At 67.9% G+C, this 22,845-nt stretch carries 17 protein-coding genes; 4 read left to right on the top strand and 13 right to left on the bottom strand.

Going from position 1 to position 22,845, the window contains the following annotated elements:
* The first annotated feature begins 119 nt into the window (after window positions 1-119).
* On the top strand, window positions 120-2,789 hold the full coding sequence (gene acnA, locus C3942_RS15140; RefSeq protein ID WP_104231191.1) for an aconitate hydratase AcnA: 2,670 nt from the start codon (window positions 120-122) through the stop codon (window positions 2,787-2,789).
* Window positions 2,790-2,854: 65 nt separating this feature from the next.
* Here the strand turns inward: acnA and C3942_RS15135 are convergent, their stop codons facing one another.
* Window positions 2,855-4,378: an amino acid permease gene (locus C3942_RS15135; RefSeq protein WP_104231190.1), complete on the bottom strand. Its 1,524-nt coding sequence runs from the start codon at window positions 4,376-4,378 to the stop codon at window positions 2,855-2,857.
* Window positions 4,379-4,602: 224 nt separating this feature from the next.
* Here C3942_RS15135 and C3942_RS15130 point away from each other — a divergent pair, with 224 nt between their 5' ends.
* Together C3942_RS15130 and C3942_RS15125 are read left to right on the top strand one after the other, a co-directional pair.
* Entirely contained in the window at window positions 4,603-5,373 is a 771-nt protein-coding gene (locus tag C3942_RS15130) for a ParA family protein (protein WP_104231189.1), read from the top strand.
* Between the two features lie 13 nt (window positions 5,374-5,386).
* Entirely contained in the window at window positions 5,387-6,082 is a 696-nt protein-coding gene (locus C3942_RS15125; protein WP_104231188.1) for a 4'-phosphopantetheinyl transferase family protein, read from the top strand.
* A 309-nt stretch (window positions 6,083-6,391) separates the two neighbouring features.
* On the opposite strand, the gene aceA is transcribed toward C3942_RS15125, so the two are convergent.
* Entirely contained in the window at window positions 6,392-7,699 is a 1,308-nt protein-coding gene (gene aceA, locus C3942_RS15120) for an isocitrate lyase (protein ID WP_104231263.1), read from the bottom strand.
* Between the two features lie 70 nt (window positions 7,700-7,769).
* Window positions 7,770-9,356, bottom strand: coding sequence for a malate synthase A (gene aceB / locus C3942_RS15115; RefSeq protein ID WP_104231187.1), 1,587 nt, complete (start codon window positions 9,354-9,356; stop codon window positions 7,770-7,772).
* A 287-nt stretch (window positions 9,357-9,643) separates the two neighbouring features.
* Between aceB and C3942_RS15110 the strand changes: the two genes are divergently transcribed.
* Window positions 9,644-12,073: a hypothetical protein gene (locus C3942_RS15110; RefSeq protein WP_104231186.1), complete on the top strand. Its 2,430-nt coding sequence runs from the start codon at window positions 9,644-9,646 to the stop codon at window positions 12,071-12,073.
* 60 nt (window positions 12,074-12,133) lie between these two features.
* Here the strand turns inward: C3942_RS15110 and rraA are convergent, their stop codons facing one another.
* From rraA to C3942_RS15060, 10 genes are all read right to left on the bottom strand, one after another.
* Window positions 12,134-12,616, bottom strand: a complete 483-nt coding sequence (gene rraA / locus C3942_RS15105) for a ribonuclease E activity regulator RraA (RefSeq protein ID WP_104231185.1) — start codon at window positions 12,614-12,616, stop codon at window positions 12,134-12,136.
* Window positions 12,613-13,119 (bottom strand): disulfide bond formation protein B, encoded by a 507-nt coding sequence (locus C3942_RS15100; protein WP_104231184.1) that lies wholly within the window; start codon window positions 13,117-13,119, stop codon window positions 12,613-12,615. The genes rraA and C3942_RS15100 overlap by 4 nt, the downstream gene beginning before the upstream one ends.
* Before the next feature lie 25 nt (window positions 13,120-13,144).
* A complete protein-coding gene (locus C3942_RS15095; protein ID WP_104231183.1) occupies window positions 13,145-14,677 on the bottom strand; it encodes a fumarate hydratase in 1,533 nt (510 codons plus the stop codon).
* Window positions 14,678-14,746: 69 nt separating this feature from the next.
* Window positions 14,747-15,994: a cytochrome c family protein gene (locus C3942_RS15090; protein WP_243393621.1), complete on the bottom strand. Its 1,248-nt coding sequence runs from the start codon at window positions 15,992-15,994 to the stop codon at window positions 14,747-14,749.
* Window positions 15,973-16,233: a sulfurtransferase TusA family protein gene (locus tag C3942_RS15085; protein WP_104231182.1), complete on the bottom strand. Its 261-nt coding sequence runs from the start codon at window positions 16,231-16,233 to the stop codon at window positions 15,973-15,975. Before C3942_RS15085 ends, C3942_RS15090 begins: the two co-directional genes overlap by 22 nt.
* Before the next feature lie 19 nt (window positions 16,234-16,252).
* Window positions 16,253-17,713 (bottom strand): YeeE/YedE family protein, encoded by a 1,461-nt coding sequence (locus C3942_RS15080; RefSeq protein ID WP_104231181.1) that lies wholly within the window; start codon window positions 17,711-17,713, stop codon window positions 16,253-16,255.
* 13 nt (window positions 17,714-17,726) lie between these two features.
* Window positions 17,727-18,902 carry a selenite/tellurite reduction operon porin ExtI gene (gene extI, locus C3942_RS15075; protein ID WP_104231180.1) on the bottom strand — a complete coding sequence of 392 codons (1,176 nt, stop codon included), beginning with the start codon at window positions 18,900-18,902 and terminating at the stop codon, window positions 17,727-17,729.
* Between the two features lies 1 nt (window position 18,903).
* The gene (locus C3942_RS15070) at window positions 18,904-19,407 is read right to left on the bottom strand and encodes a cytochrome c3 family protein (RefSeq protein ID WP_104231179.1); all 504 of its coding nucleotides are present in this window, start codon (window positions 19,405-19,407) and stop codon (window positions 18,904-18,906) included.
* A 355-nt stretch (window positions 19,408-19,762) separates the two neighbouring features.
* On the bottom strand, window positions 19,763-21,232 hold the full coding sequence (locus C3942_RS15065) for a sulfurtransferase (protein ID WP_243393620.1): 1,470 nt from the start codon (window positions 21,230-21,232) through the stop codon (window positions 19,763-19,765).
* A gap of 192 nt (window positions 21,233-21,424) precedes the next feature.
* Window positions 21,425-22,828, bottom strand: a complete 1,404-nt coding sequence (locus C3942_RS15060; protein WP_104231178.1) for a class II fumarate hydratase — start codon at window positions 22,826-22,828, stop codon at window positions 21,425-21,427.
* Window positions 22,829-22,845 lie beyond the last annotated feature (17 nt).

Below are 22,845 nucleotides of genomic sequence, written 5' to 3'. Positions count from 1 at the left end.
CCTCGTCCGGCTTGCCCCGGCGGGAACCGGCCGGGGCCGGCGAGGTCCTACGGACCTCCCCCCTCCAGCCACCGCTGCCCCTGTCGGCATGCACGGGTAGCCAAACCGGGAAACCAGCCATGACGGACAGCTTCAAGAGCAAAGCCAGCCTGACCGTAGGTTCCAGGACCTACTCTTACTACAGCCTCAAGGCGCTGGAACCCCGCTACAGCCTGACCCGCCTGCCCTACTCCATCAAGGTGCTGCTGGAGAACCTGCTGCGCCACGAGGATGGGCTGAACACGACGAAGGCGGACATCGAGGCCCTGGCCGGCGCCGATTTCCGCAAGCTGCCGGCCAAGGACATCAACTTCACCCCGGCCCGCGTGGTCCTGCAGGATTTCACCGGCGTGCCCTGCGTGGTCGACCTCGCCGCCATGCGCGACGCGATCCGGAAGCTGGGCGGCGACGCGGCCAAGGTCAATCCGCTGTGCCCGGTGGAACTGGTCATCGACCACTCCGTGATGATCGACCACTACGGCTCGCGCGACGCTCTGGACCTGAACGCCAAGGTCGAATTCCAGCGCAACGAGGAGCGCTACACCTTCCTGCGCTGGGGCCAGGAAGCGCTGAAGAACTTCAAGGCCGTGCCGCCCGACACCGGCATCGTCCACCAGGTCAACATCGAATACCTGGCCCGCGTCATCTTCGAGAACGCCGAAGGCCTGCTCTACCCCGACAGCTGCTTCGGTACCGACAGCCATACCACCATGGTGAACGGCATCGGCGTACTGGGCTGGGGCGTCGGCGGCATCGAGGCCGAGGCCGCCATGCTTGGCCAGCCGTCGTCCATGCTGATCCCGGATGTCATCGGCGTGCGCGTCACCGGCAAGCTGGCGGAAGGCTCCACCGCCACCGACCTGGTGCTGACCGTCACCGAGATGCTGCGCAAGCGCGGCGTGGTCGAAAAGTTCGTGGAGTTCTTCGGCCCTGGCCTGGCCAACCTCTCGGCCTCGGACCGCAACACCATCGGCAACATGGCCCCCGAGTACGGCGCCACCTGCGGCATCTTCCCGATCGACGAGGAAACCCTGAGCTACCTGCGCCTCACCGGCCGCAGCGAGGAGCGCATCGCGGTGGTCAAGGCCTACGCCCAGGCCCAGGGCATGTGGTGGACCCCGGACGCGCCGGAAGCCGAGTACACCGAGGTGCTGCACCTGGACCTCGGCAGCATCAAGCCAAGCCTGGCCGGCCCCAAGCGCCCGCAGGACCGCGTGCTGCTGTCCGACGTCAAGGCCAACTACCGCAAGGCCTTCGAGGCCGAGCAGAAACTGCGCCCCTCCAAGGGCCCGGCCACGGTCACCGATCAGGGCAGGACCTTCGAACTCAAGGACGGCGCCGTGATGATCGCCGCCATCACGTCCTGCACCAACACCTCCAATCCCAACGTGCTGATCGGCGCCGGCCTGCTGGCCCGCAAGGCCCGCGCGCTGGGGCTCACGTCGCGGCCCTGGGTCAAGACCTCGCTGGCTCCCGGCTCGCTGGCCGTCACCAAGTACCTGGAGAAGGCCGGCCTGATCGAAGACCTCGAGCACCTGGGCTTCTACGTCACCGCCTACGGCTGCACCACCTGCATCGGCAACTCCGGCCCGCTGAACGAACCGCTGGGCAAGGCGATCCAGGACAACACCCTGAGCGTCTCGGCCGTGCTCTCCGGCAACCGCAACTTCGAGGGCCGCGTCCACCAGGACGTGCGCATGAACTACCTGGCCTCGCCGCCGCTGGTCGTGGCCTACGCCATCGCCGGCAGCACCGACATCGATCTCACCAGCGAGCCGATCGGCAAGGGCAAGGACGGCAAGGACGTCTTCCTCAAGGACATCTGGCCCTCCAACGCCGAGATCCAGGCGACCGTCGCCCAGGCCGTCACCAGCGAGCTGTTCAAGTCCAGCTACGCCGACGTGCTCAAGGGCGACGCCCGCTGGCAGGGCATCAAGGTGGCCCGCTCGGAGACCTACCCCTGGGATGCGAAAAGCACCTACGTCCAGAACCCGCCGTACTTCACCGGCATGACGATGACCCCGCCGGGCATCCCGACGATCCGTGGCGCGCGCGCGCTGGCGGTGCTGGGGGATTCCATCACCACCGACCACATCTCCCCGGCCGGCGACATCAAGAAGGACGGCCCCGCGGGCAAGTACCTGGAAGCCCACGGCGTGAAGAAGGCCGACTTCAACAGCTTCGGCTCGCGCCGCGGCAACCACGAGATCATGATGCGCGGCACCTTCGCCAACACCCGCATCAAGAACGCGATGACGCCGGGGGTGGAAGGCGGCGTTTCGAAGTACATCGGCAAGGACGGCAGCATCGGCCCGGTCGAGCCGATCTACGATGTGGCGATGAAGCACATCGCCGACGGCACCCCGCAGGTCGTGCTGGCCGGCAAGGAGTACGGCACCGGCTCCTCGCGCGACTGGGCGGCCAAGGGCACGATCCTGCTGGGCGTGAAGGCGGTGATCTCGGAGTCCTTCGAGCGCATCCACCGCGCCAATCTCGTCGGCATGGGCGTGCTGCCGCTGAACTTCGTCGACGGCCAGAACGCCGCCTCCCTGGGCCTGGACGGCACCGAGATCTTCGACATCGACGGTCTCACCCGCGGCGCCGGCAGCGTCGACGTCACGGCCAGGAAGTCCGACGGCAAGACGGTCAGCTTCAAGGCCCGCGTGCGCATCAACACGCCCAAGGAATGGGAGTACTACGAGCACGGCGGCGTACTGAACTACATGCTGCGGCAGATGGCGAGGTCCTGAAGCGGACGCGGAAACGAAGAAGGGGCGCCGAGGCGCCCCTTCTTCGTTTCCACCGGCCGGAGACCCTAGGCTTCGGCCTTGACCGGAACGATGGCGTCGTCGGTCTTGTACTCGGCGGTGCCGCCGGACATCGCGAACTCCTCTTCCGGCGACAGCACCAGCTTGTGCCGGCCGATCACCGCGAAATAGGCGATGCCCACGGCGAACCAGATCGCCACGCCGATCACGCCGGCGCGGTAGACCGGGTCCGCCAGCTGGAACCAGATCGTCACCAGCGCCAGGCCGATGGTCAGCACCGCGCCCGGAATGCCGAAGGGGCTCCTGTACGGGCGCGGGATGCCCGGGAACCTGCGCCGCAGCAGGATGAACGAAGCCGCCTGCATGATGTAGGAGATCATCGCCCCGAACACCGCCATGTTCAGCAGCGTGCCGCCGATCAGCGTGGCGCTGTTCTCGGCGCCGAACCAGATCGCCAGCATCACCGCCAGGGCCACCGCCGCTCCGGCGATCATCGCCGCGTACGGCGTCTTGCGGGTGCCATGGGTGATCGACAGCGGCCGCGGGAAGTAGCCGGCGCGCGACAGCGAGTAGATCTGCCGGCCCTGCGCATAGATGATCGTGTGGAAGCTGGCGATCAGGCCGATCACCGCCACCAGCGCCAGCAGCTTGGCGATGCCGTCACCGTAGATCGCCTTGAAGCCGTCCAGCAGCGGCTCGCCCGAGGTGGACAGCGCGAAGGCGCCGTTGGCCACCGAGGAGTTCAGCAGCAGGATCATGAAGGCCGAGACGATCAGCGTGCACATGCCGAGGATGATGCCCTTGGGCATGTCGCGCTTCGGGTCCATCGACTCCTCGGCGGCCAGCGGCAGCTGCTCGATCGCCAGGAACAGCCAGACCGCGAAGGGCATCGCCGCCAGGGCGCCCATGATGCCGAAGGGCAGCCAGCTGCCGCCGCCCTCGGGCAGTTCCACCGGCTTGCCGTCGAGTCCCACGCCGATGTTGAGCGCCCAGCGCGAGAAGTCCATGTTGGGAATCGCGCTGACCCAGAACGCCAGCAGGCAGGCCAGCGCTGCCAGCGTCACCACCAGCGTCACCTTGAAGGACAGCTCGACGCCGACGACGTTGAGCCCCACGAAGATGACGTAGCAGAAGATCCAGTACACCGGCTGGAAGGCCTCGGGCGTTCCGAAGATGGAGCCGAGGTAGGAACTGATGAAGAACACCACGACCGCCGGCGTGATGACGTACTCCACGTTCTCGCAGAGGCCGGTGATGAATCCACCCCAGGGCCCCATCGTGGCGCGCGAGAAGGAATATGCTGCACCGGTATGCGGCAGTGCCGGGCTCATCTCGGCGATGGAGAAGGTCAGGCCCAGGTACATGATCGCGATCAGCACCGTCGCGATCAGCATGCCGCCCCAGCCTGCCGCGCCCAGGCCGAAGTTCCAGCCGGAGAAATGGCCGGAGATCACTGCCCCCACGCCCAGTGCCCACAGCGACGCCACGCCGGCATATCGCCGCAGGCCGCGCTTCTCGAAGTAACTGCTGTCTACCGACTGGTAGCTGACGCCACCTTTCTGCTCGCTCATCGCCCAGGCCCCTTTTGGATCAAGTGGAGGAGCCGGCGCACGCCGCTGCAAGCCCGATCGTGCGCCGGCCTTGACAGGGGGAATTCAGCAAGAACGGTGCCGTCGAAAACACTGGTTTCTGCCTCCTGACGGTGCACGAAAAACGCCGTGGCGCGGCTTTTGCTCCCCGCTATCCCTTAAACTGAACGCCGCCACACTCTCCCCTCCCGAGCCGAACCAGAGCCATGACCAAGCGCGTTGTCTTCAACCAGAAAGGCGGCGTGGGCAAGACCACGATCGTCTGCAACCTCGCCGCCATCGCCGCCAGCCGCGGCCTGCGCACCCTGGTGATCGACCTCGACACCCAGGGCAACGCCACGCAGTACCTCACCGGCAGCGCACCGCTGCAGCCGGACCGCACGATCGCGGATTTCTTCGAGGCGTCCCTGTCGTTCTCGCTGACGCCGCCGGCCTTCGTCAGCTATGCCAGCGGCACCGCCTTCGACAACCTCGACGTGATCGCCGCCTCGCCGCGCCTGGACGAGCTGGCCGTCAAGCTGGAGTCCAAGCAGAAGATCTACAAGCTGCGCGATGCGCTGAAGAAACTGAAGGGCTACGATGCGGTCTTCATCGACACGCCGCCGGCGCTGAACTTCTATTCCCGCTCGGCGCTGATCGCCGCCGACCGCGTGCTGATCCCCTTCGACTGCGACGAGTTCGCGCGCCAGGCGCTCTACACCCTGCTGGACAACATCCAGGAGATCCGCGCCGACCACAACGAGGACCTGGAGATCGAGGGCATCGTCGTCAACCAGTTCCAGTCGCGCTCCAGGCTGCCCTCCCGCCTGGTCGAGGAGCTGCGGGCCGAAGGCAAGCCGATCCTGGACTGCGCCATCGGCAGCTCGATCAAGGTCAAGGAATCGCACGAGCAGCACAAGCCGCTGATCCACTTCGACCGCGGCCACCGCATCACCCAGGAATACCTGGCGCTGTTCGATTCGCTCAAGCCCGCCTGAGGCATCCGCACCGATGATCCTGGCCCTGCGGCTGGCCCGCTACGCGCCCATCTGGGCCGAGGCACAGGCGGCGGGGCTGGACTTCCTCGGCAGCGAGGAGCGCGAGCGGCTCGGCAGCTTCAAGGCGGCGGCGCGGCGCGAGCAGTTCGTCGCCGCACGCTGGCTGGCGCGGCGCCTGCTGATCGAACAGCGCGGCGGTTCGCCGGGCCACTGGGAACTGGGCGCCATCCCCCACACGCCGCCGCGCCTTCTCCGTGGGCCGGACCCTGCCCTGCACGTTGGGCTCTCGCACAGCGGCGACTGGATGGCCTGTGTGGTGTCCACCTCGGCCATCGGCATTGATCTCGAAACCGTCACGCGCCCACGCAAGGTCGCCCCGCTGGCGCGCCAGTGCTGCAGTGACGAGGAGCAGGCCCTGCTGGCCGCGCTGCCGCCGGAGCAGCAGCTCGCGGCCTTCTACCGTATGTGGACGCAGAAGGAGGCCTGGCTCAAGCAGCGCGGCCTGGGCATCGACTTCTCGCTGATGCGCGGCTTGCGTGTGCGCCGTGCCACTGAGGGAGCGCCGGTCAACGGGCTGGGCTATCTCAACGCCGCGTCGGGACTGCGGTTGGCCTTGAGCGGAGAAGGCCTGCGGCGCGGGCAAGCGATGGACGCGGAGGGCCTCGCCTTCGGCGAAGAGGCCTGGTGGATGGAGCAGACGGCGAGTTAAGCCTGCCGCCGCAATTCCAACCTGCTCACACCGAGTAGCGCCGCGGAGCGTCGCCTATCGAGGTGCGCGATGAAGCAGCGCGACTGCTCAAATTCGTGACGGCTGTGATCTGCGGCAGATACGCAAAAGACCGCTTCATCAGCGGCCTTTTCGGAGTACGGGCCGCCATTCGCTACGGCAGGCTTTCGCCTTCAGCCGTATCCAAAAAAAGAAGGGTCGCTGTTTAGGCGACCCTTCCTGGGTTACAACCGCAGACTCACGACGCCAAGGATTCCCACTTCGTGGGCCCCCTCCGCGCTGTTCGCTGCTTTAATGGAACTGCTCTTCTTCCGTCGAACCGGACAGGGCCTTGACGCTGGACGAGCCGCCCTGGATCACGGTGGTGACGTCGTCGAAGTAGCCGGTGCCGACTTCCTGCTGGTGCGACACGAAGGTGTAGCCCTGCTCGCGAGCGGCGAACTCCGGCTCCTGCACCATGTTCACGTAGTGCTTCATGCCTTCGCCGCGGGCGTAGGCGTGCGCGAACTGGAAGGTGTTGTACCAGTTGATGTGGATGCCGGCCAGCGTGATGAACTGGTACTTGTAGCCCAGGTCCGACAGGTCCTGCTGGAACTTGGCGATCTGCTTGTCGTCCAGGTTCTTCTTCCAGTTGAACGACGGCGAGCAGTTGTAGCTCAGCAGCTTGCCCGGGCACTCCTTGTGCACGGCCTGCGCGAACTCGCGGGCGAAGCCGATGTCCGGCACGCCGGTCTCGCACCAGACCAGGTCCGCATACGGCGCGTACGCGACGCCGCGGCTGATGGCCTGCTCCAGGCCGTTCTTGACGCGGAAGAAGCCTTCCTGCGTGCGCTCGCCGGTGAGGAACGGCTTGTCGTTCGGGTGGTAGTCGGAGGTGATCAGGTTGGCAGCCTCGGCGTCCGTACGGGCCAGCACGATGGTCGGCACGCCCAGCACGTCGGCGGCGAAGCGGGCAGCGATCAGCTTCTCGACGGCTTCCTGCGTCGGGACGAGCACCTTGCCGCCCATGTGGCCGCACTTCTTGGCGGCGGCCAGCTGGTCTTCGAAGTGCACGCCGGCGGCGCCGGAGATGATCATGTTCTTCATCAGCTCGAAGGCGTTCAGCACGCCGCCGAAGCCGGCCTCGGCGTCAGCCACGATCGGCAGGAAGTAGTCGATGAAGCCCTTGTCGCCGGGGCCGATGCCGCGGCTCCACTGGATCTCGTCGGCGCGGGTGAAGGTGTTGTTGATGCGGCGAACCATGGTCGGCACGGAGTCGTACGCGTACAGCGACTGGTCCGGGTACATGGTTTCGGAGGTGTTGCCGTCGGCGGCAACCTGCCAGCCGGACAGGTACACGGCTTCCAGGCCAGCCTTGGCCTGCTGCATCGCCTGGCCGGCGGTGATCGCGCCGAAGGCGTTGACGTAGCCCTTCTTGGCTTCGCCATTGATCAGCTTCCACAGCTTCTCGGCGCCGCGCTTGGCCAGGGTGTGATCGATGGCAACGCTGCCGCGCAGGCGGACGACGTCGGCGGCCGAGTAGCCGCGCTTCACCAGCTTCCAGCGGGGGTTGGTCGCCCAATCCTTCTCAAGGGCCTTGATCTGCTCGTCACGCGTCATCATTGCAACTGTCCTCTCGGTGAAAACCAAATGGTGAAGAAAAAAGTCTCGAAGTAGCCCTGCGGCCGCCTCAGTTCAGGTACTCGTAGGCCGGCAGCGTCAGGAAGTCCGCGCACTGGCTGGCGGTGCTCATGCGGGCGAACATGCCGGCGGCTTCCGCGTAACGGCCCTTGTAGTAGCGCTCGTCGCCGAAGGACTTGCGCAGGCCGGCCAGTTCCTCGTCGATGATGGAGAGCACCAGCTCGCGGGTCACGTGGCGGCCGTCGGCCAGCTTGGCGTTGTACTTGAGCCACTGCCAGACCTGCACGCGGGAAATCTCCGCCGTGGCGGCATCCTCCATCAGGTTGTGCAGGGGCACGCAGCCGTTGCCCTTGATCCAGGCCTCGAGATACTGGACGCCGACATTGATGTTGTTGCGCAGCCCGGCCTCGGTGATCTGGCCTTCCGGCAGCTTCAGCAGGTCGTCGGCCTTGATCTTGCGATCGGCGAACTTCTTGTCGATCTGGTTCGGCGTGGGCATGTGCTCGTCGAACACCGCCATGGCGACCTGCACCAGGCCCGGGTGCGCCACCCAGGTGCCGTCATGGCCGTTGTTCACTTCGCGCAGCTTGTCGGCGCGGACCTTGGCGAACACTTCCTCGTTCTTGGCCGCATCCTTGGTCGGGATGAAGGCCGCCATGCCGCCCATGGCCTGGGCGCCGCGCTTGTGCGTGGTCTGGCACAGCAGCTTCGAGTAGCTGTCCAGGAAGTGCTTGTCCATCGTCACGCCCAGGCGATCCGGGATGATGCGGTCGGCGTGGGCACGGTAGGTCTTGATGAAGCTGAAGATATAGTCCCAGCGGCCGCAGTTCAGGGCGACGATATGGTCGCGCAGTTCGTACAGGATCTCGTCCATCTCGAACGAGGCCCAGATGGTCTCGATCAGGACGGTGGCCTTGATGGTCTTCTGCGGGATCTTCAGCTCGGCCTGCGCATCCTTGAAGATGCTGTTCCACAGGCGCGCCTCCAGATGCGACTGCATCTTCGGCAGGTAGAAGTACGGGCCGCTGCCGCGCTTCAGCAGTTCCTTGGCGTTGTGGAAGAAGTACAACGCGAAGTCGACGATGCCGCCGGGAGCCGGCTCGCCGTCGACCAGGATGTGCTTTTCCAGCAGGTGCCAGCCGCGCGGGCGCACGATCAGCGTGGCGATGTCCTTGCCGAGCTTGTAGTCCTTGCCCTCGGGCGAGGTGTACGCGATCTTGCGGCGCACGGCGTCGTACAGGTTCACCTGGCCATCGATCATCAGCTCCCAGGTGGGGCTGGCCGAGTCCTCGAAGTCCGCCATGAAGCACTTGGCGCCCGAATTCAGGGCGTTGATGATCATCTTGCGGTCCACCGGACCGGTGATCTCGACGCGGCGGTCCTGCAGATCGGCCGGGATGCCGGCGATCTTCCACTTGCCGTCGCGGATCTTCTTGGTCTGCTTCAGGAAGCCGAGCTTCAGCTTGCCGGCGTCGACGGCGGCCTGGCGCACATCGCGGTAGGCCATCAGCACTTCGCGACGGGCAGCGTGCTTGCGGACCAGCTTGGCAACGAACTTGAGCGCGTCCGGCGTGAGGATTTTCCTGGCGGCCGGAGTCATCTGGCCGAGGATTTCCACTCCCTTCACAGCGCTCATTCGGGCCTCGTCTTTTATGGGGTTGAAAAAAGCCGCGGAAGGATACAGAAGCGCCCTCTTTATTGCAATGCAACAGAAACATCCGCGAAGAAGCGAAACATGGCGGTGCACAAGTGTTCGAAGGCAGCGTGCGGAACGCCCGGCGCGAACCTTGCTGAAAGCATAAAAAGCCTACAGAAAATGTCGATTGTGGTCGCGTTGCGTCACATTCGAATCTACACTGGGAGCCCCGTCGCCCGACGGTTGATTTCATTGAAGAAGCGTTCACACCGAACCATGGAGGGTTCATGACCCAGGCGGTCCCCGCGGGAAGCTTCCAGGTCACCCTTACCGGCCGCCGCCTGAGCCCTGTCACCGATGCCGACCTGCTGCAGCGCCTGCGCGAGCAGTTCGGCCTGAGTGCCGACCAGGCCGTGCAGCTGCTGGTCGGCCCGCTGATCGTGCGCCAGTCGCTGGAGGTGAAGTTCGCCGCCAAGGTCGCCAGCGCCTTCCGCGCCTGCGGCATGGAAGCGCTGGTGGAACCCATGGCCGGTGCCGGCATGGAGCCCGCCCCGGTGCCCGCCGCGGCCCACACCGAGTTGCCGGCGGCGGCAGCCCCGTCCGCCGTCCAGGCAGCCACCCCGTTGGCGGCACTGGCGGCCCTGGCATCGCAGGCGCCGCCCGCCAGTCGCCTGGACCTGGACCGCGAGCGCCAGATCCGCCGCGGCGGCCTGATGGTCGCCGCCGTGCGCGGGGCCTATGTCGTCCTGGTCCTCGCCGTCGCCGCCGCCTGGGCCTTGAGCCTGCTGCGCAACGTGCTGGCCCTGGCCGACGTCAGCCTGCTCAGCACGCTCTACTCCCTGCTGGTGCCAGGCCTGGGCGGACTGGCCCTGATCGGACTGCTGCTCTGGCCGCTGCTGGCGCCCCGCAAGGCCGTCCCTGGCCGGCTGGCGCTGGATCCCGCCCAGGAGGCCGAGTTCTTCCGCGGCCTCTCCGGCCTGTGCACGGCCCTGGGCGTGCCGGAGCCGGGCGAAGTCATCATCGACGGCGACTCCGGCGTCGGCATCAAGCCCCAGCCGGATGGCCGGGTCCGCCTGCGCCTGGGCCTGGCGCTGCTGGCCAGCCTTCCCTCCCGCGAGGTCGTGGGCCTGGTGGCACAGCAGCTGGCCCTTCAGGCGGGCGGCCGCGGCCTGCTGCGCGTGCTCGAAGTCCAGCGCTGGCTGCAGCAGCGGGCCTATGACACCGATCTCTGGGACGAGGCCCTGGCTCGCCGCCAGGAGCGGGCCGATTCCGGTGCCGGCCGTACCCTCGGCCGGGTCCTCGTCGCCGGTCTTGGCGTCGGCCGCTTGCTGATGGCCGGCTTCTACCGGCTGAGCCTGCGGCTGGGCGCCAAGGCGCTGCGCATCGCCAGCCACGAAGCCGACCGCCGTGCCGCCCTGCTGGTCGGCAGCCGCCTGTTCCCGCTGATGCTGCGCAACCAGCGCGCCGTCGAACAGGCCGCCGACGAGGTTCGCGCGCTGGCCTCCTCGCCGGCCGCCAATCCCGGCCGGCAGCTGCCGGAGGACCTGTTCGAGGCCATTGCCTCCCAGTTCCGCGCCATCGACGCCGCCAACCTGTCCGCCATCGACGCCGAGCTGGAGAACGAGCACCAGGAGTTCTCCCCCGGCCTGCCGCCCTGGGGCGAGCGCATCGCCCGCGTGCGGCAGCAGCAGGCGCCCCCGGTCTACGCGTCCTCGCTGCCGGCCCGCCTGCTGCTGGAGCAGTGCGAGCTGTACTGCCTCAAGCTGAGCCGCGACTGGTATGAGCGCGAGGGCATCGCCGCGCCGGCCGCGGCGGCCTCCGCCGCGCAGCCGGGACTGACCCCCGCCATGCGCGCCGCGCGCGAGATGCAGCGTGAAACGCTGGAGCGCTACTTCAACGGGCAATTCCGCCCCTGGCCGCTGCTGCAGGCGGTGCCGCCGCCGGATTCCGACATCACCGGGCTGGGCTGGCAGGGCACCATCGACACCCTGCGCCGACGCTCGCCGGAGATGACCCAGGACTGGGTCGCGGCGGCGGAATGGGAACGGCGCCGCGCACCGTTGCTGCTGGCGGCGGGGCTGGCGATGAAGCCCTCGCACTTCGGCGTCAGCGGCTACGACCACCTGGCCCAGGCCCATCTCTGGCAATTGCTGGAGCAGGTGCGCCGTCGCGATACCGATGCGCACCATCGCCTGGCGGAAGACCTGAAGCTGCATGCCTTCCGCATCGATTGCGCGATCCGCGCGCTGATGGACCAGGAGCGCCTGCAGGCGGAGTTCCTGCGCAGCCTGCTGCAGCGCCTGCACGAGATGGAGGGCGACGCGGCCATGCTGGGGGAACTGCAGCGTTCGGTGCTGGCGCTGCAGACGATCGCCGCGGACGGCGAACACCCCGATGCCCAGAAGGACCTGAACGAGGCCCTGCGCCTGTTCCGCGGGCATGCCACGCGCCTGCTCAACACCGGCCACAGCGCCGCCCAGACCGTGCTGGAAGGCGGCACCGTCAGCGGCTACCTGCTGCTGCGCTGCCCGCTGGCCGGGCCGGAACGCATGACCGACGCCGCCCGCTACCTGCAGGATGCCAGCGGCATGGTGGACGCGTTCCAGGACCTCTACCAGGCCGCACTGGGCGAACTGGTCTCGCTCTGCGAACGCGCCGAGCGGGCCTGCGCGATCCAGCCGATCCGCCGTATCGATCCGCTGTCGCTGGGCCTCTAGTCCGCGCCGCATGAACGAAAAAGGCCGCCCGAGGGCGGCCTTTTTCGTTCCGGAACGCGCTTACGAGTGGATCGCCGTGTCGCTGACCAGGATGCCGTCGGCATCGGCGTAGAGCCAGGCCCCCGGCTTGAAGGTCACGCCGGCGAAGCTCACCACCTTGTCGCGGTGCGCGGTATGCAGGCCCTTTTCCGACTTGCGCGGATGCGTGGCCAGGGCCTTCACGCCGATCTCCTGGCCGCCGATCTCCTCGGAATCGCGGATGCAGCCGTTGACGACGATGCCGGCCCAGCCGTTCTTCACGCCCAGCACGCCGAGATTGCCGCCGACCAGGGCGCAGCGCGTGGAGCCGCCGCCGTCCACCACCAGCACGCGGCCCTCGCCCTTCTCTTCCAGCGCCGTGCGTACCGCGGCGTTGTCCTCGAAGACCTTCAGAGTGACGATGGGGCCATGGAAGGCCAGCACGCCACCGAAGTCGGCGAAGATCGGATCGGCGACCTGGGCTTCCGGGTGGGCGTCGGAAAGGTCGGTGGTGGCGGTGCTCATGCGGATTTCCTCAGGAACTTGGGCAGGATGGGAGTCAGGACGGCGTAGACGACGAAGCCGATGAAGGAGATCAGGGTCCAGCCCGGCAGGCTGATGCCCAGCCACTGCGCGTCGATCTTGGCGCAGTTGCCGTCACCCTTGAGCACGGTGGTGACCACTTCCTGCAGCGGCATCATGTCCAGCAGGTAGTCCAGCGTCGGGCCGCAGGCGGGCACCTGGTCGGGCGGCAGGCTCTGCAGCCAGACGTGCCGGGCCGCGATGCCGGCGCCGACCAGCGCCGCCAGGCTCGACAGGAACACGTAGACCCACTGGCCCCAGGCCTTCGGCCCCTGGATGGCGGCCGCCAGGAACACCAGGCCGGTCGCCAGCATCGCCACGCGCTGGAAGATGCAGAACGGGCAAGGCTCGTAGCCGCGGAAGTGCTGCAGGTACAGCGCGAACAGCAGGCCGAAGACGCAGCCGAGGAAGCCGAGCAGGTTCAGCAGGCGGAAGTTGAGGGTCATCGTGGGCCCAGTTCGGTGGAGGGGTTCAGGCGACCGCGACCGGAATCTTGCCGATCTTGGCCTGCCAGATCTTCGGACCGGTGTTGTGCACGGAAGTGCCCTGGCTGTCGACGGCCACGGTCACCGGCATGTCCTTCACCTCGAACTCGTAGATCGCCTCCATGCCGAGGTCGGCGAAGCCCAGCACCTTGGCGGTCTTGATCGCCTTGGACACGAGGTAGGCCGCGCCGCCCACCGCCATCAGGTAGGCCGCCTTGTGCTTCTTGATGGACTCGATGGCCACCGGGCCGCGCTCGGACTTGCCGATCATCACGCGCAGGCCGGTCTCGGCCAGCATCATCTCGGTGAACTTGTCCATGCGCGTGGCGGTGGTCGGGCCGGCGGGGCCCACGGCCTCCTCGCGCACCGCGTCCACGGGGCCCACGTAGTAGATCGCACGGCCGGTGAAATCCACCGGCAGCTTCTCGCCCTTCTTCAGCATGTCGGCGATGCGCTTGTGGGCGGCATCGCGGCCGGTCAGCATCTTGCCGTTCAGCAGCAGGATGTCGCCCGGCTGCCAGCTGGCGATCTCGGCATCGGTGAGGGTGTCGAGGTTCACGCGCTTGGCGGTCTTCTCGTCGGCCTTCCAGGTGACCTGCGGCCAGTCTTCCAGCTTCGGCGTTTCCAGCACGGCCGGGCCCGAGCCGTCGAGGTGGAAGTGCACATGGCGGGTGGCGGCGCAGTTCGGGATCATCGCCACCGGCAGCGAGGCCGCGTGGGTCGGGTAGTCCATGATCTTCACGTCCAGCACCGTGGTCAGGCCGCCCAGGCCCTGGGCGCCGATGCCCAGCGCGTTGACCTTGTCCATCAGTTCCAGGCGCAGCTCCTCGATGCGGCTCAGCTCCACGCCGGCGGCGGCGCGCTCGCGCAGTTCGTGGATGTCCACGGGGGCCATCAGCGATTCCTTGGCCAGCAGCATCGCCTTCTCCGGCGTGCCGCCGATGCCGATGCCGAGGATGCCCGGCGGGCACCAGCCGGCGCCCATCGTCGGCAGGGTCTTGATGACCCAGTCGACGATCGAATCGGAGGGGTTCAGCATCACCATCTTCGACTTGTTCTCGGAGCCGCCGCCCTTGGCGGCGCAGATCACCTCGAGGTGATCGCCCGGCACGATTTCGTAGTGCACGACGGCCGGAGTGTTGTCCTTGGAATTCATGCGCTTGCCGGCCGGGTCCAGCAGCACGGAGGCGCGCAGCTTGTTGTCCGGGTGGTTGTAGGCGCGGCGCACGCCCTCGTTGACCATGTCCTGCACGGACAGCGTGGCGTCCCACTTCAGGTTCATGCCCACCTTGAGGAAGACCACGGCGATGCCGGTGTCCTGGCAGATCGGGCGGTGACCCTCGGCACACATGCGCGAGTTGGTCAGGATCTGCGCGATCGCGTCCTTGGCCGCGGGCGACTCCTCGCGTTCATAGGCCGCGCCCAGCGCCTGGATGTAGTCCAGGGGGTGGTAGTAGCTGATGTACTGGAAAGCGTCGGCGATGGACTGGATGAAGTCTTCCTGGCGGATCGTGGTCATGAAAAGGCCTGGCTGGGAATATCGGGCGAGAAAAGGCGCGCGAATTTTACCCGATGTTGCCCGCCCCCCTCACCCACCCGTCTTGCCGGCCGGCGGCAGCGGCCGGCGCAGCCGCAGGGCCTCGAAGCGGGTCGCCACAGCCTCGTCGTAGGCCTGCCGCAGCAGGCGCAGGGTCCCGGCATCCAGCTTGTCGGCCTGCTCCAGCACCGACCGGTAGGTCCGCTCGTAGTGCTCCCGGGGCGCCACGCGGATCCGCAGTTCCAGCTCGGAACCGGCCGGCCAGGACGGGGGCAGGACCGCCTCGAGCCGGCGCGAGCCCCCCGGGGGGATGCGCGTATCGAAGCGTTCCCCGGTCAGTTCCACGTTCACCTCCCAGCCGATGGTTTCCTGCGCCAGCCGCCGGGCCTGGCCGTCGGGCGTCGCCAGCCACAGTTCCACCTCGACCTTGGGCACCATGTAGGTCGGGAAATAGTGCCCCGCGCCGACATTGCCCAGGTGCGCCACGGCGCGACCGTCCGCAGTGGCTTCCAGCGTCACGTCCAGCGCCCGGCGCACCATGTCGGCGGAGTGGATGCCGGGCCAGCGATGCTGGCGGTCCGGCATGTGGCAGGACTGGCACTGCCGGCCCTCGGCGGCATGTCGGCTCTGCCGCCACTGCGCCAGCGTGTCCTCGTGGAGCTTTCCGGCCACGCGCGGCCCGTCTTCCGGGAACTGGTGGCAGGCCGCGCAGAAACGGCTGTCCTCGAAGGCCGCCGAGACCTCGAAGCCGCCATGCGGTCCGTTCGCATCAGGGGCGCCGGACCGCGGCGGCGGGCCGAAGCGAGCGTGCCCGCGCACGTGGCAGGCGGCGCAGACCAGGCCGTCATGCCCCAGCGTGGCGGGCACGTGGGCCGGCGGCGGTGCCTTGGGCGCCGAAGACCAGCCCTGGGCCAGTGCCACCAGCGCCTTCTGTTCCGCCAGCGGCGCGTGGCAGTCGAGGCACTCGTTGGCCTGGTCCTGCGGCAGCAGGCGCAGTTGCCAGAGCACGCCGGCGGTCATGGCCTGGCGGTGCAGGCTGCCTTGCCAGTCCTGGTATTGCCTGACGTGGCACTGCCCGCAGGCACGCGGGTCCAGCGAGGCCTCCAGCGCGGAGTGCCCGGCCGGCGGCCGGCCCTGCGGCGCGATCGGCCGCTGCCAGTGTCGGTCCAGGAACGCCGCGACGGGATCCGCCGCCGGCGCCGGCCTGGCCAGCAGCCAGGCGGCGGCCAGGGCCGCCGGCACCAGCAGCGCCAATGCGGCCAGCAGGCGCCGTCGCTTCAGGCCTTGCGGATTCTCCACGCGAAGGTTCCGCCCTCGTCCTTGCGCTCGAGCAGGCTATGGCCGTCGAGCATGCACATGAAGGAGATCGACTCGCCCGAGGACGGATTGTCGAACACCACCGACAACTCCTCGCCGCTGGCCAGTTTCTTCAGCGCCTTCTCGGTATAGATCTGCACGTGCGGACAGCCGTAGCCCTTCACGTCCAGCAGGTAGCCGCCGTCGGCCTGCTTGTCGAAGCGGATGTTTGCCCCAGCCATCGTTGCATTATCCCTTGTTTCAGAAATCCAGGCCGCTGCGGGCCAGGCGCCAGTCGATCCAGGCCTTGAGCAGCTTCACCGAGAGATAGCCGCCCAGGGCCATGCCCAGCAGGAAGACCCAGCCGCTGGCATCGCCATTGGTCACGGTGGCGAAGAAGGCGCCGATGTTGCAGCCCATGCCGATACGGGAGCCGACGCCCATCAGGACACCGCCCGCGATCGCCAGCAGCGCGGTTTCGGCATTGGGCCACTTCCACTTGAACTCGCCGCTGATGTTGGCCAGCACGGCGGCACCGACGATGATGCCGAGCGACATCATGCCGGGGGCATTCAGCCAGGGGCTGGGCAAGCCGTTGTCCAGGCCGAAGAACAGGTTGTCCCTCATCTCCACTCCGGCCTGGGCCAGGGCCCAGCCGCCCCACTGCGCCTCCTGCGTGGTGATGTACCAGTAGCCGGGGTCGAACACGCTGTCCTGCAGCGACAGGCCGCCGGTGTGCCCCATCGCCGCGAGCAGTTCGCCGAAGTTGAAGATGCCGTGCAGCTCGCGCAGTTCGCCGGTCACCAGCATCTGCAGCCCGGCAAGGAGGCCCAGCCCCGCGCCCGCCAGCGCCGTGTTGCGCGACTGCGTCAGCAGCGACCAGAGCCCGCGCAGTTCGCCGCGCCAGGACAGGACCCGCAGGCCCTGCTGGCGCAGGTAGACCTTGCGATAGTTCAGGGCGTACAGCAGCGACAACAGGATCAGCGAGGGCAGGATCGCCACCAGCAGCGCGTTGCCGAACAGGTAGCTCCACCACTGCGCCGGCCATTCGAGACGATCCACCAAGGTGCCGCCGCCGAGCGGCCAGAGGTAGCCCGCGGTGAACTGGTCGAACCAGCCGTCGGTGATCGACAGCTCCGCCGGCATGTCCTGTGCCGCCGCCTGCCGTGCCCAGGCTTCCGGCACCAGGCGGTTGAGCCCGCCGCCAGCGCTGACCATCCAGGCCTGCGAGAAGGAGATCGCGAACAGCACCAGCACCGAGCCCAGGTTGCCCTCGCCGCTCTTGTACAGCGAACTGGAGGCGCAGCCGCCGGCCAGCACCATGCCCAGGCCGAACAGCAGGCCGCCGGCGGGCACATGCCAGCCCAGCGGATGCGCATGGAAGCTGTTGAAGCCAGCCGCCTGGATGCCCGCGGAGATCAACGCGTAGAGGATCACCGCCACCAGCACGCCCACCGCCATGCGCGGCACGCCGACCGCGAACAGGTCGCGCACGGCGGAGGCCATGCAGAAGCGCCCGTACTGCAGCAGCACGCCGTAGCCGATGCCGAACCAGGCATACACCAGCAGGTAGCCGAAGCGCAGGTCCGCCGCGAGATAGGCCAGCGACACCAGCAAGGCAGCGGCCAGCAGCGCCGCCGAGACCAACGGCCCGCGGCGCTTCACCGCCGCGGGCGCCGGGGCCGCCGGGCGACCGGCATCGAGAACTTGATCCGGGCTCACGTCGTCCCCGCGGTCAGAGGATGAACTGCAGGCCCAGGATCGTCTGGTGGTTGTCCTGCAGGGCCGGGTTGGTGGCCGACGGATTGGCGTAGTCGGCGCGCTGGTGCTCCAGCGTCAGCTTGAGCTGCTGGCCGTTGAAGTAGTAGTTGAACCCGGCCGCGTTGACGCGCCGGTCCAGGGCCCCGCCCGCCAGTTGGTACTCGGCGCCGTTGTGGCGGGCGAAGAACTGCAGGCGGCCCGGGCCGACCTTGCCCGGCAGCAGGTAGCCGGCCTTGACGTAGAAGCCCTCCAGCTCGGTGTTGGCGGGCAGCGCCGGATCCGGCGCCTGGTTGATCGCGTCGCCCAGCGAGTAGTTGAAGTAGGCGCCGGCCAGCGTATAGGTGCCGCTGCCGAAGGGATATTCCGCGAAGGCATCGACGGTCCAGGCCTTGTAGTCCTTGGGATCCTGCAGCGCCTCGTAATCGGCGTAGGCCGCCTTGGCCTGGTAGTCGTAGGCCGCGCCGATCGTGAACACCTTGCGCGTACCCAGGTAGGTGCCGCGGTAGCCGTAGTCGGATTCCGGGTCCAGCGTGCTCCAGTGCACGCGGGCGGTGACGCGCGGCGCATCCTGCGGCAGTTCGTCGCCCTCGCGGCCGTCCATCACCGCGATGCGGTACTGGAACTTCGCGTCCGCGAGATTGCCCCAGAGCGCCACGCCGGTATCGCGCGTGCCGCCGAAGGGAGTGTAGGAAAGGTCGGAGCGGTCCAGCGTCAGCGGCTCCAGGCAGGCCTCGAGATTCTCGCGAGAGAAGGTGTTCTTGAAGCGGCCCACGATCAGGCGCGCCTCGTCGCGGAAATCGAAGGTGAGGTACGCGTCGCGGAAGTAGACCTCGCGGTCGTCATCGCCGCCTCGGCTGTCGCTGGCCGCCTCGATCTGCGCGTAGTAGCCGATCAGGTCGCTGTACTGCCCGCTGAAGGTCAGGCGATTGCGGCGCAGGTAGGTGTCGTTGAGGCTGGCGTCGTTGGTCGCCGAGGTGTAGCTGCGGTTCTCGGCCCAGACCTGCAGGGCGTAGCCGATCTGCAGGAAGCTCTCGTTGTTCTCGCCGAAGTTGATGACCGGCCCGGCCTGGGCCGGAACGGCGACACCGAACCAGGCGGCTGCCGCGGCAGCGACGGCATGGAGCTGGGGATGCTTGGAATGCTTGGACACGTTATTTCCCTGTGTTCGTATTCGGATGCGGCGTTTGATACCTGGAGACGAGGCTGCCGACGTCGGCGGCGGCGTGGCAGCCGCCGCAGGCCTTGGCGGGTTCGGTGCGCGGATCGGCCAGCAGTCCCTTGTGCGCGATCTCCTGCTTGAGGATCCGCGGATTGCCCTGGTGGCAGCCTGCGCAGGAGTAGTTCACCTTGGCGTGATTCGCATGCCAGGGCGCGATGACGGCATCGGCCGTCGGCGACGGCGCGCGCTTGCCGTTGTGGCAGCGGAAGCAGCTGGAGGCGCCGAGGCCGCAGGCGTTGGCCAGCGGCACCGGCAGGAAACGGCCGATGCCTTCCGGACGTGCCTGCAGCGACTCCGAGCCCCAGGCTGCCTCGTCGGGTCCGGCGGCGGGGCCGGAGCTGAGGTACAGCGGCAAGCCGACGGCCAGCAGCAGCAGCCACAGGCCCAGGGCCTGCAGGCCGAAGCGGCCCCAGATGCGGATGAATGCCTTGTTCACGGCTCTCTCTCTCATGGCTCTGTGGACGGGGTGATGGTGGAAGCCCGGGCCGCGGCTTCGGCCCTGCGGATGTCGCGTTCGCCGAGGCCGTCGGCACACATGCAGGTCGGCCCGTTGCCGCGGAAGCGCAGGCGGCTTCGGCGAACCGTCGGGGACGGCGCCTCGGCGGCGGACGACATCGCCGGCATCCCTGCCTCCGGCCCGCCGGCCGGCGCTTCAGCGGCGGCGAATGCGGAGCAGAGCAGCAGGACGACCGCGGCCAGCCCGGCCGGAACGGCCCGTGGATGCGAAATGCGGGGTCTCATGTCCCGGCCCGCCCACCTGCCCGAGCTTCACCCGGGCAGGTGGCGCGGCCTCAGCCGCCGCAGGGATTGGGCGGCAGCACGACGCCACCGCCACCGCCGCCGCTGCCGCCGTCGCTCCCGCCACTGCCGCCGGTGGCGGGCTGCTTGTAGGCCTTGTCCGCCTTGATGATGGCGTCGGCGCTCGCGGCGTAGGCATCGCGGATGCGCGGCAGCACGCCCTCGCTGGTGCGGGAGGCGATGTTGCCCGGCTGGTTGAGCTTGAAGAACGACAGCTCGTCCGTGCGCCAGGGCGAATCGGCGGGGAGCAGCGGGTTGCCGTCCTTGTCGACCGTCGCCGTCAGCGAGTTCCACTCGATCATCGAGCCGTCGTACAGGCGCGTCGGCAGGCCCAGGATCACGGCGCTGACCAGGTTGGCCACCGCCGCGCGGGCCGCGGTCTCGCACCAGAGATAGACGGTGTCGCCTGCCTGGTAGGCATTGCCCGCCCCCAGCAGCTGGTAGCTGCCGTCGACGAAGCCCTTGCCCGCGGCATCCGTGCCGCCCTGCAGGTAGTTGCGCAGTTCGGCCTTGGGCTTGAACAGGCCGCCAGTGCCGCCGTTGATCATCAGGTTGGTCCAGTTCAGCTGGACGCCGCCGCGCGGGTGCCCCTGGCGCGAGCCGCCGTTCTGGAAGCTCTTGGTGTAGTCCGCCAGCGGCGTGCCCGCTTCGGAGGACTCACCGGCGCTGTACTGGTCCAGGCTGCGGCCGTCCCAGAGGAACACACCGTCATTCCGGACGTTCTGGTCGACCACCGGCAGCACGTTGATCAGGTCCACGAACGTGGCCTGCAGCGCGGTGTTGTCGGCCGGCAGGTCCTTGACGCTGGCCAGCGCGCGGTTGATGACCGGGCTGGCGCTGTCCGAGAAGTCGGCGGCCGTCCAGGCACCGCTGAGGTAATCGTTGCCGCCGTCGAGGATCGCGAGGTGCCTGCTGTCCACGCCCCAGTAGCGGAAGGTGTACCAGCAGCGGCCCATGTTCATGGCATTGCTGCCGCCGCCCACGCCCTGGGCGCAGACGATCAGGTCCTTGCGCGGATCGATGGCGTAGCGCCGCAGCAGCTGATCGACCTTGGCGCCGGACAGCACGATGCCTTCGATCTCGATGACGCCGTTGGAGCGCGACTCGCGCCATTCGGCTTCGCGATAGGTGAAGACGTTGTCGTTGTCCGGCTTGATGAAGCGCTTGCCGGCCACGCCCTGCGCCTGCTGGAAGATCACCAGCTTGCCGGTGATGCCGGCCGGCCGCTCCTGCTCCCAGTTGTCCTTCCAGCGCTTGAGCGTCTTGCCGGTGATCAGGCCATTGAGATTGTCGTCGTAGTTCTCTGCCGATTCCTGGGCGATCTGCGCCGGGGTGTTGACCTTGATGGCGGCAGCCGGGTCACCGTCGGCCGGCGCCTGGCGTTCACCGCCGCAGGCGGCCAGGAACAGCGAACTGAGGAGTGCGGCCGGCAGCAGCCAGCCCGTTGGGATACGGCGTGTCATTGAAGCCCCTTCGGTTACGAGGGGGCGGAAATTGCCATGCTGGCTTCAGCAGACAAAGGAATATATGAGACTGCTTATATGCAGGGTTATGGAATAAGCTTACCGATCCCTGCCGAATGGATGATCGCTCTGTGGCAAGTATCCGGCGGGTCAGTAGAAAATTACGGATCTCCCGGCGGATCGAAGCAGGGTTCAGCCGCCTGCTCCGCCGCCACCGCCGTGGATGCCCCCTTCGGTGAGTGCAGCAGGGTCCAGCAGCCTGCGCAGCGTCTCCTCGTCCAGGCCGGTCTGCTCGCGCGCCACGTCGAGCACCGGCCGGCCCTCCTTGTAGGCCTGCTTGGCGATCGCCGCGCCTTTCTCGTAGCCGATCACGGCATTGGCGGCGGTGATCAGGATCGGATTGCGCGACAGCGCCTCGCCGATATGCGCCTCGCGCACCTTGAAGCCGGCGATGCTCTTGTCCGCCAGCAGGCGCGAGACATTGGCCAGCAGGCGGATCGATTCGAGCAGGTTGTGGGCGATCAGCGGCAGCATGACGTTGAGCTGGAAATTGCCGCTCTGCCCCGCCACGGTAATGGCCGCGTCGTTGCCGATGACCTGGGCCGCCACCATCGCGGTGGCCTCGGGAATCACCGGGTTGACCTTGCCCGGCATGATGCTGGAGCCGGGCTGCAAGGCCGGCAGCTCGATCTCGCCCAGGCCGGCCAGCGGCCCGGAGTTCATCCAGCGCAAGTCGTTGGCGATCTTCATCAGGCTGACCGCCACCGTCTTGAGCTGCCCGGAAAGCTCCACCGCCGCGTCCTGCGCCGACAGGCTCTCGAAGAAATCCGGGCTGGGCTTGAACTTGACCCCGGTCCGCTTCGACAGGTTGCGGGCGAAGCGCAGCGCGAACCGCGGATGGGCATTGATGCCCGTGCCCACGGCGGTGCCGCCCTGCGCCAGCAGCCGGACCCGTTCCAGCGCCATCGCCACGCGGTCGCGGCCGTAGCGGATCTGCTGGGCCCAGGCGCCCATCTCCTGGTCGAAACGCACCGGCATGGCGTCCATCAGGTGGGTGCGTCCGGTCTTGACCTGCCCGGCCAGGCTCGCCGCCTTCCTCTCCAGGGCCTTCTGCAGGTGCTTGAGCGCCGGCAGCAGGCTTTCCTCGCAGGCCAGCGCGGCCGCCACGTGGATCGCGGTGGGGATCACGTCGTTGGAGGACTGGCCGTAGTTGACCTCGTCGTTGGGATGCACGGCACGTCCGGCCGCCTTCGAGGCCAGATGGGCGATCACCTCGTTGGCGTTCATGTTGCTGGAGGTGCCGGAGCCGGTCTGGAACACGTCCACCGGGAACTGGGCATCGTGCCGGCCTTCCGCCACCTCCAGCGCCGCGGCCGCGATGGCGGCGGCGGCGCCCGCGTCCACCAGCCCCAGCTCGGCGTTGACCTCGGCCGCGCTGGCCTTGATCAGTCCGAGCGCCCGGATGAACTCCCGCGGCAGGCGCAGGCCGGAAACGGGGAAGTTGAGCACCGCCCTCTGCGTCTGCGCTCCCCAGAGCGCTTCCTGGGGGACTTCCAGCTCACCAAGACTGTCCTTTTCGACACGGAAACGGGCCATGCGGCGCCTCCGGAGGG

This window comes from Solimonas fluminis (assembly GCF_002930645.1).
In the GTDB taxonomy this organism is placed as follows: domain Bacteria; phylum Pseudomonadota; class Gammaproteobacteria; order Nevskiales; family Nevskiaceae; genus Solimonas_A; species Solimonas_A fluminis.
Note: the sequence above shows the minus strand (reverse complement) of the source record. Positions and strands in the feature narration are given on the sequence as shown.